13 protein-coding genes are annotated in these 14,346 nt (G+C 69.9%); 4 read left to right on the top strand and 9 right to left on the bottom strand.

The features are described 5' to 3' along the window. Positions 1–3: 3 nt before the first annotated feature. From WK25_RS16805 to WK25_RS16835, 7 genes are all read right to left on the bottom strand, one after another. Complete coding sequence (locus WK25_RS16805) at positions 4–1,206, bottom strand: glycosyltransferase family 9 protein (RefSeq protein WP_069242446.1); 1,203 nt, start codon at positions 1,204–1,206, stop codon at positions 4–6. Continuing rightward, a complete protein-coding gene (locus tag WK25_RS16810; protein ID WP_038570552.1) occupies positions 1,203–1,814 on the bottom strand; it encodes a D-glycero-alpha-D-manno-heptose-1,7-bisphosphate 7-phosphatase in 612 nt (203 codons plus the stop codon). The genes WK25_RS16805 and WK25_RS16810 overlap by 4 nt, the downstream gene beginning before the upstream one ends. Continuing rightward, entirely contained in the window at positions 1,805–2,554 is a 750-nt protein-coding gene (locus tag WK25_RS16815) for an SDR family oxidoreductase (RefSeq protein ID WP_038572151.1), read from the bottom strand. Before WK25_RS16815 ends, WK25_RS16810 begins: the two co-directional genes overlap by 10 nt. Positions 2,555–2,727: 173 nt before the next feature. After that, positions 2,728–3,255 carry a hypothetical protein gene (locus WK25_RS16820; protein WP_038570554.1) on the bottom strand — a complete coding sequence of 176 codons (528 nt, stop codon included), beginning with the start codon at positions 3,253–3,255 and terminating at the stop codon, positions 2,728–2,730. After that, positions 3,197–6,034, bottom strand: a complete 2,838-nt coding sequence (locus WK25_RS16825; RefSeq protein WP_226209001.1) for an ABC transporter transmembrane domain-containing protein — start codon at positions 6,032–6,034, stop codon at positions 3,197–3,199. Before WK25_RS16825 ends, WK25_RS16820 begins: the two co-directional genes overlap by 59 nt. Positions 6,035–6,087: 53 nt before the next feature. Beyond that, positions 6,088–7,056, bottom strand: coding sequence for a BON domain-containing protein (locus tag WK25_RS16830; protein WP_083253036.1), 969 nt, complete (start codon positions 7,054–7,056; stop codon positions 6,088–6,090). A 313-nt stretch (positions 7,057–7,369) separates the two neighbouring features. Continuing rightward, positions 7,370–7,735: a hypothetical protein gene (locus WK25_RS16835; protein WP_059546042.1), complete on the bottom strand. Its 366-nt coding sequence runs from the start codon at positions 7,733–7,735 to the stop codon at positions 7,370–7,372. Between the two features lie 293 nt (positions 7,736–8,028). Here WK25_RS16835 and WK25_RS16840 point away from each other — a divergent pair, with 293 nt between their 5' ends. After that, a complete protein-coding gene (locus WK25_RS16840) occupies positions 8,029–9,615 on the top strand; it encodes an ATP-binding protein (RefSeq protein WP_069242154.1) in 1,587 nt (528 codons plus the stop codon). 17 nt (positions 9,616–9,632) lie between these two features. On the opposite strand, the gene WK25_RS16845 is transcribed toward WK25_RS16840, so the two are convergent. Continuing rightward, positions 9,633–9,959, bottom strand: a complete 327-nt coding sequence (locus WK25_RS16845; protein ID WP_038572167.1) for a four-helix bundle copper-binding protein — start codon at positions 9,957–9,959, stop codon at positions 9,633–9,635. Between the two features lie 37 nt (positions 9,960–9,996). Continuing rightward, complete coding sequence (locus WK25_RS16850; protein WP_069242155.1) at positions 9,997–11,202, bottom strand: zinc-dependent alcohol dehydrogenase; 1,206 nt, start codon at positions 11,200–11,202, stop codon at positions 9,997–9,999. 518 nt (positions 11,203–11,720) lie between these two features. Between WK25_RS16850 and WK25_RS16855 the strand changes: the two genes are divergently transcribed. From WK25_RS16855 to WK25_RS16865, 3 genes are all read left to right on the top strand, one after another. Then, positions 11,721–12,788: a Dyp-type peroxidase gene (locus WK25_RS16855; protein WP_069242156.1), complete on the top strand. Its 1,068-nt coding sequence runs from the start codon at positions 11,721–11,723 to the stop codon at positions 12,786–12,788. After that, entirely contained in the window at positions 12,781–13,596 is an 816-nt protein-coding gene (locus tag WK25_RS16860) for a family 1 encapsulin nanocompartment shell protein (RefSeq protein ID WP_069242157.1), read from the top strand. Before WK25_RS16855 ends, WK25_RS16860 begins: the two co-directional genes overlap by 8 nt. Positions 13,597–13,699: 103 nt before the next feature. Further along, on the top strand, positions 13,700–13,969 hold the full coding sequence (locus WK25_RS16865; RefSeq protein ID WP_069242158.1) for a hypothetical protein: 270 nt from the start codon (positions 13,700–13,702) through the stop codon (positions 13,967–13,969). Positions 13,970–14,346: the final 377 nt, after the last annotated feature.

Genomic DNA, 14,346 nt, shown 5'->3' on the forward strand with positions numbered 1-14,346 from the left:
GCGTCAGCTCCTGGTGATGACGTGCGCGAAGGGAATCACGTTCGACGCGTTCGCCGCAGCCGGCTCGTCGCCATGGACGGCAGCCCGCGCGGCGGCGCGCTGCGCATGGCGTTCGCTGCCGCGCAGCAGCGCGTGCGTCGCCGCGACGACGTCGTCCACACTCACGCCGAGCAGACACGGATGGCCCGGCTGGTTGCAGACGCTGCGATAGCAGTTGCGGCACGGCACGTCGACGTTCAACGCGCGATGCGGCACACGCCACGGCGTGTGCTGCGGGTTGGTCAGTGCGTACAGATCGACGACCGGCGTGCCGAGCGCGGCCGCGAGATGCACGGGGCCGCTGTTGTTCGACAGCAGCAGATCGGCCGCCTCGATCAGCGCGCCGAGTTCGCCGAGCGGCAACGCGCCGGCCAGCGGCACCGCGCGCGGCCCGGCACGTTCGCACACCGCTTCGATGAGCGCGCGCTCGCCGGCGCTGCCGGTCACGGCGATGCCGTCGAACAGCGGCGCGAGCCGCGCAGCCGCGTCTCCGAAGCGTTCGGCGGGCCAGCGCCGCGACGCCGCGCTCGCGCCCGGATGCACGACCAGCCACCGCCCGTGCGCGGGCCCCGGCCGGCGCGCGCCGCCGATGCGTTGCAACGCGCCGCGCAAGCGCGCATGCAGCGCGCGCCGCGCCGTATCGCCCGGCTCGAACGCCATGCGCCAGTCGGACGTCTTCGCACCGATCGTGCGCACCAGCGCAAGCTGCCGTGCGACTTCGTGGCGCACGTGCGAATCCGGCTCGGTTTCAGGCACGCGATCGGTCAACAGTTCATACGGATTCTCGCGGCAATGCGCGAGCCGCAGCGGAATGCCCGCGAGCCAGCACATCATCGCGGCCGGCAGCGGACTCTGGCTGTACACGGTGAAGATCACGGCCGCATCGAAGCGGCCCGCGAGCAGCTGGTCGATCATGTCGAGATCGGCGACCGGATCGCCACGCGCATCGGGATGCTTGACCCACGGCGCATCGTAGGTCCACACGTCGTCGACCATCGGCAGATGGTTCGCGAGCGCCGCGCCGGTGCGCGACGTCAGCAGCGTGAGCCGGCGGTCGTGGCCGCTTTCCTTCAGTGCGCGCATTGCCGGCGTCGTCATCAGCACGTCGCCGAGGCTGTCGAGCCGCACGCACAGGATGCGGCGCGCGCGCTCCCACGCGGCGCTCATTGCCGCCCCCACACGCCGTGACGGCGCGTCGCCTCGCGTGCGACGATGTCGGCCGCGGAATCGAGACGGGCGACCACGTGATGCGGCGTGCGCACCGCATCGATCCGCCACTCGGTCTCGTTGCCGCAGTCGACGAGAATCGTGCTGCAGCGCGCGCCGTGGCCGGCCTCGACGTCGTCGAGTATGTCGCCGATCATCCAGCTGCATTCCGGAACGGCGTCGAGTGCCGCAAGCGCGCGGCGCAGCATGCCGGGGCGCGGCTTGCGGCACAGACAGTCGCAGGTATAGCGCGGCACGGTGCCCGCCGGGTGATGCGGGCAGTAAAAAAAATCCGCCAGCGCCGCGCCGTTTGCTTCGAACAGTTCGGCGAGACGCTGGCGGACCGCGCCAAGCTGTGATTCGTCGAAGTGGCCGAGCGCGACGCCCGGCTGGTTCGACACGACCGCGATCGGCATGCCGGTCGCACCGAGCGTGCGCAGCGCGCGCGCGGCGCCCGGCGCGAGCCGCATCTGCGCGGGGTCGACGTTGTACGGCACGTTCTCGAGCAACGTACCGTCCTTGTCGAGCAGCACCGCGCCGGGCAGCCGCCGTTCGCGCTTCAGGGCCATGATGTCTCCTTCATCGGCAACACCATCACCTCCGGCACGACCGTGCCGGGCGGCTGCATCAGCACGAAGCGCACGGCGGCCGCGACGTGTTCGGGCGGCTGCAGCGTGTCCTCGTCGATGTCGGGGAAGCGGTCGAGCAGAAACGGCGTGCGCATCCCGCCGGCGACGATCGCCGACACGCTCACGCCGGCCGGCCGCAGTTCCGCGTGCAGCGCATGCGACAAGCCGAGCAGCCCCCACTTCGTCGCGTGATACGCGGACGCATTGGGCCATGCGCGCTTGGCTGCCGTCGATGCGATGTTCACGATGTGGCCGCGGCCGCGCGCCTTCATCATCGGCACGGCTGCATGGCACATCAGGTAAGGGCCGAACAGGTTCGTCATCATCACCTGCTGCCACGCGGCAACGCTGACGTCGTCGATCGGGGCGGTCACGTCGATCGCCGCGTTATTGACGACGATGTCGAGATCGCCGAGCGCCTCGCGCGCGTCGTGCACGACCTGCAGCACCGACGCCTCGTCGCGCACGTCGAGCGGCCGTCCGACCGCCTGGCCGCCGTGCCGCTCGAGCCGCTGCGCGACGGCCGCCGCGCGATCGCCGTCGAGATCGGCAACGATCACGTGCGCGCCGTGTTGCGCCAGTTCCTCGCAGATGGCCTCGCCGAGGCCGCGGCCGCCGCCCGTGACGAGTGCGGTACGGCCGGCGAGCGTGGGTCGGGCGGGATCGTGAGTCGCGTTCACTTGCACCTCCTGGTAGCGTCGGAAGAATCGTGGCGATGACACTTGTCGTGACAAGCGTCCTACAGGGGTACAGCGAAAAGCATGCCACTGCGCGGAAGCCCGCGCCGTATCGCACCGCGGCGCGGCTTCGCTGGCTTTTTTATAACCGGCTGTAAAAACGTGGCCGCGCGCGCTCAGATCGCGAGGCTGTCCGGCGTCGCCTGCGCGCGGTGCTTCGCGAGCGCACGCAGGCAGTGTGCGATGCAGCCGGCGAATGCCTCATCGAACCACGGCTGCGCGCCCGATACGCCGACCACGATCCCGTGCTGCGCCACCGCGCCCCACAGGTTCGTGTCGCCCGTGCGCAGCCGGTACGGCTCCAGCGCCTGCACGACATGGCCGTCGCGACCGGTCTCCCACGACAGCCGCGCCTTCGCACGTGCGTACGCGCGATAATCGGCGTCCCAGTCCTTCGGGTCGGGCAGCGAGAATTCGTACAGGATCGCGTCCTCGAACGCCGCGTCGCGCGGCCCCAGCGCGGGATCCATGATCACGATGTGCAGGCAGCCGCTGTCGCCGACGAAGTCGCTCTGCAACGCGGCCGACAACGTCGGCAGCAGCAGCTCGACGGCCGCGACCGCGGCCTGGCGGTCGGCGAACGCGCTACCGCCGCGGCGCGCGGTCAGGGTTTCGGTATTCGTCGGGTTCAGAAGGTTCGGCATGGATCTCTCCGGAAGAAAAAGCGAGCGCACGCAGCGCCGCGATCAGGTCGGCCGCTACCGCGGGCTTGGTCAGGTACGCATGGAACCCCGCTTCGACCGCGCGCGTGCGATCGCGGTCGCGCGCGTGGCCCGACAACGCCAGCGCCTCCAGGGGCGCGCGGCCGTCGCGCGGGCGGTCGGCGTCGAGCTGGCGCACGCGGCGCATCACCGCGTAGCCGTCTTCCTCGTCGTCGCCGAGGTCGATGTCGCAGACGAGCAGCGCCGGCCAGTCGACGCGGCGCGCGCGCCACAGCTCGTCGAGCAGCGCATGCCCGGACGCGAACGCCTGCACGTCGGCGCCCGCGACCTTCAACAGCGCGGTCAGCGCTTCACGCGCTTCGTCGTGATCGTCGACGCACGCGATGCGCAACCCTTCGAGCGGCGGCTTCGTGTCGGCGAGCGTCGCGGCGCCGGCGTCCGCCAGTTGCATCGATGCGGGCGCCACCGCGGACATCGGTAGCGACAGGTGCAACGTCACGCCGATGTCGTCGCGTTCGCGCAGGATGTAGCCACCCGCTTCCTCGATCGCGCGCTGCAGCAGTTCGAGATCGGCCAGCGACAGCTCCGGCACGTCGACGCCCGCGCACGTGATCGTGATGCGCGCGTCGGGATCGTGGCGCGCCGTGCGCACTTCGACCTGCCCGCCGCCGCTCGCGTCGATGCCGCCGCGGCACAGCTCCCAGATCAAGCGGCGCAGCGCAGCGGGGTCGGCCTTGACGACGAGATCTTCGTCGGACAGCTGGCGAAACACCGGCACGCCGCGCATCGCGGCCGCCTCCGCGAGCGAGTCGAGCACCTGTGCGACCAGCGGGTTGATCCGCACCGGCTGCCGCGCGAACTTTGCCTCGGTGCGTTCGAGTTCGCGCTGCTGCGCCTGCAACGCCCACATCTGCGCGTACACGCCGTTCTCGGCCAGCAGCTCGTCGTGCGTGCCTTGCTCGACGAGGCGGCCGTGCTCCATCACGAGGATGCGGTCCGCATCGACGATCGTCGACAGCCGGTGCGCGATGATGAGGCTCGTGCGATGCTCGGCCACGCGCATCAGTTCCTGCTGGATCGCGCGCTCCGCGCGCGTATCGAGCGCCGACGTCGCCTCGTCGAATACGACGATCGGCGGCGCCTTCAGCAACGCACGCGCGATCGCGACGCGCTGCCGCTCGCCGCCCGACAGCCGCACGCCGCGCTCGCCGACGCGCGTGTCGTACGCGTCGGGCAGCCGTTCGATGAACGCGTCGAGCTGCGCGCCGCGCGCGGCCGCGACCACGTCGGCTCGCGTCGCATCGCGCCTGCCGTACGCGATGTTGTACGCGAGCGTGTCGTTGAACAGGATCGTGTCCTGCGGCACGATGCCGAGCGCGTCGCGCAGGCTGCGCTCGGTCACGAGGCGCAGGTCCTGGCCGTCGATCCGGATCATGCCCGCATCGGGCTGGTACAGCCGGAACAGCAGCCGCGCGAGCGTCGACTTCCCCGAACCGCTGCCGCCGACCACCGCGACCGACTGTCCGGGCTCGATGCGAAACGACACGTCCCACAGGATCTGCCGGCTCGGCTCGTAGCCGAAGTCGACATGCTCGAATTCGATTGCGCCGCCGCGCACCACGAGCGGCTGCGCACCGGGCACGTCGCCATCTTCGCCGGGCTTGCCGCGCGCATCGAGCAGCGCGAATAGCCGCTCGATGTTCGTCAGCGCGTCGTTCGCCTCGCGGAACACGAAACCGAGCGCATTCAGCGGCAGACTGATCTGAATGATGTACGCGTTGATCAGCACGAGATCGCCCACCGTCATCGTGCCGCGCGCGACATACTGGCCGGCGAGCAGCATCACCGCCGCGATCCCCGCGCCGATGCATGCGCTCTGCCCGATATGCAGCGCCGACAGCGCGTACTGGTTGTCGACGCCGGCATCCCGCCATTCGTCGAGCACGCGTTCGAGCCGGCCGCGCTCGACGTCCTCGCGCGCGAAGTACTTCACCGTATCGACGTTGAGCAGGCTGTCGACCACGCGCGAATTCGATTCGGCCTCGAGTGCGTTCACGCGGCGCTGGTAGCGCATGCGCCGCCGCGTGAACACCACCGTATACGCCGCATAGACGGCGAACGTGATGAGGATGATCGTCGTGAAGCCGCCGCCGTACTTGCTGATCACGATTACGAGCACCGAGCCGATCTCGATCGCGGTCGGCACGACCGTGAACACGGCGACGCCCAGCAGGTAGCCGATGCCGGCCGTGCCCTTCTCGAGGTCGCGCACGACCGCGCCGGTCTCCCGCTGCGAGTGGAACCGCGCGCCCAGCCGGTGCAGATGACCGAACGTGCGTACCGTAAACGCGGCGACCGTATGCTGCGTGACCTGCACGAACGTCATGTCGCGCACTTCGTTCAGCGCATTGGCCGCGAAGCGCACGACCGCATACGCGAACAGCAGCAGCACCGGCAGCGCGATCGGCTGCCCGGATGCACGGCCGAGCCCGTCGACGATGTCCTTCAGAAGCAGCGGCACCGACACGGCCGCGGCCTTCGCCATGATCAGCAGCACGATCGCCGCGAGCACGCGCGCGCGGTAATGCCAGATCGCGCGCCACAGCTCGGCCGCGATGCGCAGGCGCAGCCCGCGCTTCGGATCGTCGGACGCGGCCGCGCGCACGCCGCCTGCGGTGTGGCGCGCGCGTTCGTCGCGTGAATCGCGATCGTCCTGGTCTTCGCGCTCGCCGCGCGTCGGGTCGTCAGTGCCGGTCGTCATGCGCGCGATGGCTGGTTCCTTGGTGATCGGATCGTCGTCCCGCGCATCGGCCGTCAGTGACGCGGTTCGCGGCCGGCGCCGCTGTCGGCCGCCGTGCTCCCGCCGGCGCCGCTACCGGCCCCGGCGCCGGCCGCGCTGCCGCTGCCCGGTTCCGGATCGCGCGCGGCCGGCAGCGTCGGCGTGACGGTGCGTTGCGACGGATGGAGCACCGTCCCTGTGTCGTGCTCGCCGTCGCGGCGCACACGTACGCGATTCTCGACGTCGCGCACGCACATGCAGCTGTCGGCGATGTCCTCGATGTCGTGCTTCATCCAGCGCGACGGCACGGTGCCGTCGAGCTCGACGCGGCCGTCGCGCACCTGCACGGTGACGTCGCTCACGTCGATATCCAGCGCATGCGCGAGCCGCTCGCACACGTCCTCGCGGATTCGCTCGTCCGAACGCGTATAGCCTTTCGGGCCACGGCGCTGACGCATCGGCTCGCGCTGCACGTCGCTGCCAAAACGCGACAGGTCGGGCGCGTCGGCGCCGCGTGAATCGTAATCGCGCTCGCCGCCGTACCAGCCCATCCGGTGATGTCCGCGCACCCCCGGCCGGTCGCCGCCGTAGCCCGCTTCGCCACCATAGCGGCCCTCACCGCCATGGCGCCCTTCGCCACCGTAGCGCCCCTCGCCGCTTTCGCGCGCGGCATTGCTGCTGCCGCGATGACCGTAACCGCGCTCCGCCTCCCACGCCGGATCGCGCGCGCCGGCCGGCGCGTCGCGCCAGTGGGTCGCGCCGCGCAGCGGTTGCTCGGCCGCCGGGCGCGCCGAGCGCTCGCTCCATTCGCTGCCCCAGTCTTCCGGCCCGACGTCCTCGCTCACGAAGCGCCGATACGCGGATTCATAGTCGGCGTCATGGCGCTCGGCTTCACCGCCGCGAAAATCGCGCTCGCCGGCGCCGCGGTATGCGCGTGCGCCGCGTTCCTGCCAGTCCGGCGGCCCGCCACCTTCGCGCTGCCGCCCGGGATATCGTCGTTGCATCGTCGTGCCCCTCCTTGATCGCGCCTGTGCCGCGCACGGCCCCATGTCGCGACGCGATGCGCGTTCGAAGGATCGTTGCAAGCCGCGTGCCGCGTTCGCGGCCGAAGCGGCTGCGGCGGCGCGGACGTGTCCGCAGCCGGCATCGCGATGTCTGGCGTTCCGTAGCGTTTCATACCGTTGCACCCGGCGTGGACCGGGCCGCCGGTTTCAAAACCGCAAGCGCGCCAGCGCCGGCCATGCGTCGCTGGCCGGCCCCGTCCCTATCTGCAATGCGATTGCACTTTTTGCCCAATTTCCGGCGGGATCGGGGACCCTATGCGCCGCCCGCACCAGGCTCCCGCGGCAAGTCGGCGTCTTCCGTGCTGCCCGGCTCGCTCAGCCGCTCGGTGCGGTCGGGCTCGATGTCGGCTGCGTCCTCCAGCCCAGCATCGCCGTCCGCCGATGCGCGTTCGCCGGTGCCAGCGCGGTCCGTATCGCTGTCGAGCGACGCGTCGCCGCGTTCCAGCGCATGTTCGTCGAGCGGCGAATCGACGTCGAACGGATGCCGCCGCGCGCCCGCCGTGTCGCTGCCGCTGTCGGACGAGTCGCTCGGTCCCAGCGCGCGGCCGTCGCGGCCGCGCTGCGCATTGTCATCGTCCGGGCCGACCGGGTCGTTGTCGGGATTCAACGTGCTGTTCATGTCGGTGTCCTCGTGTAGCGCCGGGCCGCGGCGCCATTGGCATTCGCGCGCCATGCCGCGGCCTGCGGGGGGCGTCGCACGCAATCGGCGTGCCACGTTGCCGCCGGCACGGCACGCGACCGCGACAGTTGCCCGCAACGAGCCGCGCGGCACGGGCAATGCGCAGTCATTGCTCAGGTGAATCGTGTTCCCGTATGCTGTTGCGGGAATCAATCCGGTTTCAATTGCCGCCGCCGGCCCGGCCGACAGGTGGCAGGGCGGGTTTTGTCCGCACCCTTCGAGTTGCCGTTCCGATGACAAAAGACCACGCCATTACCGATCCGCATGTGCCGCCCGGCCCCGCCGCCGACGCGCGGGATCTGCTGCACCGCTTCGCCGAATTCCGCTTCGAGACCGTCGTCGGCGCGATCACGGACTACGCGGTGTTCATGCTCGACCCGCAGGGCAACGTCGCCACGTGGAACCGCGGTGCGGAACGCATCAAGGGCTACCGCGCGGCCGAGATCGTCGGTCATCACTTTTCGCGCTTTTATCCGGCCGAAGCGATCGCCGCCGGCCGCCCCGCGTACGGGCTGCAGGAAGCGGTCTCGCACGGCCACTTCGAGGACGAAGGCTGGCGCGTGCGCAAGGACGGCACGTTGTTCTGGGCGAGCGTCACCATCACGGCCGTGCGCGACGCGGCCGGCCAACTGGCCGGCTTCATCAAGATCACGCGCGACATGACGGAGCGCAAGCGGCTCGCCGAACTCGAAGCGTCGACGCACCGGCTCAGCGTGTTCATCGCGATGCTCGCGCATGAACTGCGCAATCATCTCGCGCCGTTGCGCCACTCGGTCGGCGTGCTGCAAAGCCTGCCCGATCCCGCGCCGGCGCTCGCGCAATGCCGCGACGCCGTGCACCGCCAGGTCGGGCAGCTGACGCGGCTCGTCGACGATCTGCTCGACGTCGGCCGCATCACGGCAGGCAAGCTCCACCTCGACAACGCGCCGGTGACCGTGCGCGACCTCGTGTGTCGCGGCGTGGAAAGCATCCAGCCGAAGCTGGCCGCGCGCGAACAGCACATCCACGTCGACTTGCCGGCCGATCCGGTCGTCGTGCGCGGCGACGCCGCACGGCTCGTACAGGTGCTGCACAACCTGCTCGACAACGCATCGAAATTCTCGCCGCGCGGCGCGCGCATCGACGTCAGCGCAAGCGTCGATGCTTCCGGCGTCGCGATTCGCGTGACGGATCGGGGTGTCGGGATCGCGGCGGGGTCGCTCGACAAGATCTTCGACCTGTTTGAACAGGACGCGACGGCGGGCCGGCGCCCGTCCGACGGATTCGGGCTCGGCCTCGCAATCTGCCGGTCGTTCGTCGAGCTGCACGGCGGGATGATCTCGGCCGCAAGCGACGGTCCCGGCCGCGGTTCGACGTTTACCGTGCGACTGCCTGTCGACCCGACCGCGCGCGTCGAAGCGCCCGCACCACACCCGCCCGAGCATGCGGCGCCCGCGCCGCTGCGCGTGGTCGTCGTCGACGACAACCGCGATTCGGCGGATACGCTGGCGGTGCTGCTGCAGGTGAAGGGGCACGACGCACGCGCCGCATACGACGCGGACGAAGCGCTCGCGCTCGCGCGCGAAACCGTTCCGCACCTGATGCTGATCGATCTGTCGATGCCGGACATCGACGGCTTCGCGTTGCTCCACGAACTGCGCTCGATCGACACGCTCGCCGGAATGGCATGCGTCGCGCTATCGGGTCATGCGCGCCCGTCCGATCGCGCGCGCACGGCAAGCGAGGGCTTCGACGATCACCTCGTGAAGCCCGTCGAGATGGCGGTGCTCGATGCACTGCTGCAGCGCGTCGCACAGAAGGTTCACGGCGGCACGCGTTGAGCGTGCGCCGTTTTTGGTCATTCGGCCATCGCCCGGCACATCGCCGCGCAGGATTCGCACGCGAGCGCGCAGCGGCGGCAATGCTCGTGCGTATGCCGCCGGCATTCGGCCGCGCACAGGTCGCACGCATGCGCGCACAGCGTGCAGATGCGCGGCGCGAGCACGCTGCGGCGCGCCATCGCCCCCGACGCAAAACGGCACAGCTGCGCGCATTCGATATCGAGCGCGATGCAGTCCGTCAGTTGTTGCGTATCGGGCCCCGCGAGACATCCGGCCGTGCACGCATCGCACGCATGCGCGCACGCGTCGCAAGCGGCCATGCAGTTGTCGTAGCGGTCGTTCATCTGGTTCATCGCATTGCTCCTTGTCGGGTTCGCCGCGTCACGGCGTCAGTTTCACTTTCATCCAGCCGGGCTCGCGCACGTCAAACGCGCGATACGCATCGATCGCGTTCGTGAGCGGCTCGCGGCGCGTGAGCACCGACGCCGGATCGAACGCGCTGCTGCGCACCAGTTCGATCAGATGCGGCGTGATGGTGCGGTGATTGCAGTTGCCCATCTTGATCGTCAGGTTGCGGTTCATTGCCTCGCCGATCGGGAATACGCGCGCCTGCGGCGGATACACGCCGATCACCGAGACCGTACCGGCCTTTGCAACCGCCCGCACCGCCCATTGCAGCACCTGCGACGGCCCGTCTCCCGGCACCCAGTTGCGGCCATCGGGCTTGCGGCGGGGCGCCACGGCGTCGACTTCCGCGTCGAACGCGCGCGCGGCGTCCTGGTCGGCCGCGGCCGGCCCGTGCGTCGCGCGCATCGCATCGACACCGACCGCGTCGATCACACGATCGACGCCGATCCCGCCGGTGAGCCGCAGCACCGTGTCGACCGGGTCTTCGTCGGAGAAGTCGATGGTCTCGGCGCCTTGCGCGCAAGCCATCTCCAGCCGCGACGCGATGCGGTCGATCGCGATCACGCGCCCCGCACCCATCAGCTTCGCGCTCGCGATCGCGAACTGACCGACCGGCCCGGCGCCGAACACGGCGACCGTGTCGCCGGGCTTCACCTCCGCGAGCTGCGCGCCGAAATAGCCGGTCGGAAAGATGTCGGACATCAGGATCGCGCGGTCGTCGTCGATCGCGTCGGGCAGACGAATCAGGCTCGCGTTCGCCAGCGGCGTGCGTGCGTATTCTGCCTGCAGCCCGTCGAACGGGCCCGTGCTGGCAGGACCGCCGAAGAACGCGGTGCCCGCGAGCGGGCCGCCGGGGTTCGCGACGTCGCATTGCGCGGTGTAGCCGGCGCGGCAATACGCGCAGCTGCCGCACGCGATTGTCGATGGAATCAGCACGCGATCGCCGCGCTTGAGATTGCGCACGTCGCGCCCGACCGCCTCGACGATGCCGACGCCCTCGTGACCGAGAATCGTGCCCGGCTTCATGCCGCCGAGCGTGCCGCGCACCATGTGCAGGTCGGTGCCGCAGATCGCGCTGGCCGTCAGCCGCACGACCGCGTCGGTCGGTTGCGAGACTTGCGGGTCGGGCACCGTGTCGATGCGAATGTCGCCGATGCCGTGAAAGACAACTGCTTTCATGTCAGGCCCTCCTTGTCGAAAACGGATACGGTGGGAATCACCGTCGCGCTGTTCGAGCAAGGTGCGAGCCTGTCGATGCGGCGGGCTCGGGCCGCGCACTGCAACGCACGCTCACGCGTGCGGCGCGCTCTGCGAACCTGATTTGCCGCACGCGCAATAGCTGCTCGGAAGCACCGCGCCGCCGGCGTCAGGAGTACAGTTGCGCGCGCATTGCGCCGGATCGGACCTCGATCAACCCATTCGAATGACAGATCGTCGATACGTGTTCCAAAGACCCGCCGAAGCTGCTAGATTGCAGGCTCGACGACGTTACGCGGTGCAGCAAGTCCCGCACCGGGCGAACGCGCGGCCACCTGCCTGCCTCCCTTTCGCGCCCGGCTGGCAGGCCGCCGCTGCGGCCCGTTGCGCGATGCGCGCGCAACGTCGTTCATCCGCATGTCACAAAGAGAACAGTCGCATGACACAGTCCAACCGTTCGCCCTCGCGCGCCGCGGTAGCCGCGGCCCGTCCGTTCCGACATGACTGACCGGCGGCCCGCGATGCAAACCCGTCCCCCGCTTTCCCAGGCCGTGCACAGCCCGATCACGCGCAGCGCGATCTTTCTCGTCGCAACCGTCAATCCCGGCGCCGACCGCGCCGACAGAATCCGCGGGTGGTGCGGCGACATCGCCGCGCTCGTGCGCTCGGTCGGCAAGCGCGTGCCCGAGGGCAACCTGTCCTGCGTGTGCGGCTTCGGCGCTACCGCATGGGATGCGCTGTTCGGCGAGCCGCGCCCCGCAGCGCTGCATCCGTTCCGCGAGTTCGGCGCCGGCCAGCGCGTCGCGATCGCGACGCCCGGCGACATCCTGCTGCACATCCGCGCCGATGCGATGGACCTGTGCTTCGAACTCGCGACGCAGCTGCTCAACGCGCTCGGCGACGCGGTCACGGTCGTCGACGAGGTGCACGGCTTCCGCAACTTCGACCAGCGCGCGATGATCGGCTTCGTCGACGGCACCGAGAACCCGGAAGGCCGCGAGGCGGTCGACTTCACCGTGATCGGCGACGAGGATCCGGAATTCGCGGGCGGCAGCTACGTGATCGTGCAGAAGTACCTGCACGACATGGCCGGCTGGAACGCGCTCGCGGTCGAGACGCAGGAGCGCATCATCGGGCGCACGAAGCTGTCCGACATCGAGCTCCCGCCGGACGTGAAGCCGTCGTGCTCGCACAGCTCACTGACGACCCTTGACGAAAACGGGCAGGAAGTGAAGATCCTGCGCGACAACATGCCGTTCGGCCGCCCCGGTTCAGGCGAATTCGGCACCTACTTCATCGGCTACGCGCGCTCGCCGACGCCGATCGAGCAAATGCTCGAGAACATGTTCGTGGGTCGGCCGCCGGGCAACTATGACAGACTGCTCGACTTCAGCCGCGCGGTCACCGGCTCGCTGTTCTTCGTGCCGTCGGCCGACCTGCTCGAAGCGCTGGCCGATCGCCCTGCCCCGGCCGCCGACGCCGCGCTGCCTGCACCGTCGTCCTCCGCGCCGCATCGTGACGGCTCGCTGAATATCGGATCGCTGAAAGGAGTCAAAGCCTATGAATAACCTGCACCGCGAACTCGCCCCCATTTCGTCGTCTGCGTGGGAGCAGATCGAGGAAGAAGTCGCACGCACGTTCAAGCGCTCGGTGGCCGGGCGTCGCGTCGTCGACGTCGAGGGGCCGGCCGGCCCCGAACTGGCGGCTGTCGGCACCGGGCACCTGCTCGACGTGGCCGCACCCCGCGAGCTGGTGAGCGCGCGGCTGCGCGAAGTCCGCACGATCGTCGAGCTGACGGTGCCGTTCGAACTGAGCCGCGATGCGATCGACAGCGTCGAGCGCGGCGCGCGCGATGCCGACTGGCAGCCGGCGAAGGACGCCGCGCAGCGCCTCGCGTTCGCCGAAGACGGCGCGATCTTCGACGGCTACCAGGCCGCGGGGATCGTCGGCATTCGCGAGGGCACGTCGAACCGCAAGCTGACGCTGCCGGCCGACGTCGGCGCGTATCCGGATGCGATCAGCGACGCGCTTGAAGCACTGCGGCTCGCGGGCGTCGACGGCCCGTACTCGGTCGTGCTCGGCTCTGACGCCTACACGGCGCTCAGCGAAGCGCGCGACCAGGGCTATCCGGTGCTCGGCCACATCAAGCGCATCGTCAGCGGCGAGATCATCTGGGCGCCGGCGATCAGCGGCGGCTGCGTGCTGTCGACCCGCGGCGGCGATTACGAGTTGCACCTCGGCGAAGACGTGTCGATCGGCTACACGAGCCATACCGACAAGGTCGTGCGCCTGTACCTGCGCGAAACGTTCACGTTCCTGATGCTGACGAGCGAGGCATCGGTGGCCGTGGCGCCGCAGGCCAACGCGGCGGCCTGACGTCCCGCGCCGCACGCGACGTCCGACCGGCGTCGCGCGCGCATCGGCCGCGTCGCCGGCCGCACGTTCGTCGCCGACCGAACCATCTTGCATGGAGCGAGCCATGAGCGAATCGAATGACGCATTACAGGCGCTGCAAGCATCGGTCGACAGCCTGAAGCAGGCTGTGGACGCGAACGCAAGCCGCCAGGCCGGCGACACCGCCGTGCTGTTCACCGTCGTGTCGCTGATGCTGGCCGAACTGCCGCCCGACACACGCAACCTGATCGAGGATTCGTTTTCCGTTTGGGCCAATGGTCTGCAGGACGCGGCTTTGTCGGCCGACGTGAAGCAGATCGCGCGACAGCGGCTCGCGATGACACTCTCCGACTGACGCCGGTCGCCACGGTCGCGCGCTGTCCGGCCCGTACCGTGCAACCTGTCCACTCCGCCGCCGGCATCGCGCCGCGCGTCCATCGCGGCGCGCGAGCGGCTCGCCGGGCGCCACTGCGCACATGGCCGCTTCGCGCGTTCGCGCGAATTTGCCTGCGCGGTATTTCGGCGCGCGCACGCTTGCATCCGGCATCTACCGTCATCCCGTGCGTCGACGCCGCACCGCCGTTCGCGCGCCGCGCCGCCGCGCGCATCGCCGGCCCGCGCTCACAGCGCGCGTCTGCCCGCTTGTCTGTACTCTTTGCATATCGCGAGCCCCTGCATGCCAGGGTGCAATTCACGGCCGCGCCGCTGCGGAACTGTGTCTTGGAGGCCACG

Source organism: Burkholderia latens, from assembly GCF_001718795.1.
GTDB classification, from domain to species: domain Bacteria; phylum Pseudomonadota; class Gammaproteobacteria; order Burkholderiales; family Burkholderiaceae; genus Burkholderia; species Burkholderia latens_A.

Excerpts from the sequence above, each read along its gene's own strand:
- WK25_RS16855 (WP_069242156.1), top strand. The coding sequence starts at position 11,721 with ATGACTGACCGGCGGCCCGCGATGCAAACCCGTCCCCCGCTTTCCCAG.
- WK25_RS16825 (WP_226209001.1), bottom strand. The coding sequence starts at position 6,034 with ATGACGACCGGCACTGACGACCCGACGCGCGGCGAGCGCGAAGACCAG.
- WK25_RS16830 (WP_083253036.1), bottom strand. The coding sequence starts at position 7,056 with ATGCAACGACGATATCCCGGGCGGCAGCGCGAAGGTGGCGGGCCGCCG.
- WK25_RS16840 (WP_069242154.1), top strand. The coding sequence starts at position 8,029 with ATGACAAAAGACCACGCCATTACCGATCCGCATGTGCCGCCCGGCCCC.
- WK25_RS16860 (WP_069242157.1), top strand. The coding sequence starts at position 12,781 with ATGAATAACCTGCACCGCGAACTCGCCCCCATTTCGTCGTCTGCGTGG.
- WK25_RS16850 (WP_069242155.1), bottom strand. The coding sequence starts at position 11,202 with ATGAAAGCAGTTGTCTTTCACGGCATCGGCGACATTCGCATCGACACG.
- WK25_RS16810 (WP_038570552.1), bottom strand. The coding sequence starts at position 1,814 with ATGGCCCTGAAGCGCGAACGGCGGCTGCCCGGCGCGGTGCTGCTCGAC.
- WK25_RS16805 (WP_069242446.1), bottom strand. The coding sequence starts at position 1,206 with ATGAGCGCCGCGTGGGAGCGCGCGCGCCGCATCCTGTGCGTGCGGCTC.
- WK25_RS16865 (WP_069242158.1), top strand. The coding sequence starts at position 13,700 with ATGAGCGAATCGAATGACGCATTACAGGCGCTGCAAGCATCGGTCGAC.
- WK25_RS16845 (WP_038572167.1), bottom strand. The coding sequence starts at position 9,959 with ATGAACGACCGCTACGACAACTGCATGGCCGCTTGCGACGCGTGCGCG.
- WK25_RS16820 (WP_038570554.1), bottom strand. The coding sequence starts at position 3,255 with ATGCCGAACCTTCTGAACCCGACGAATACCGAAACCCTGACCGCGCGC.
- WK25_RS16835 (WP_059546042.1), bottom strand. The coding sequence starts at position 7,735 with ATGAACAGCACGTTGAATCCCGACAACGACCCGGTCGGCCCGGACGAT.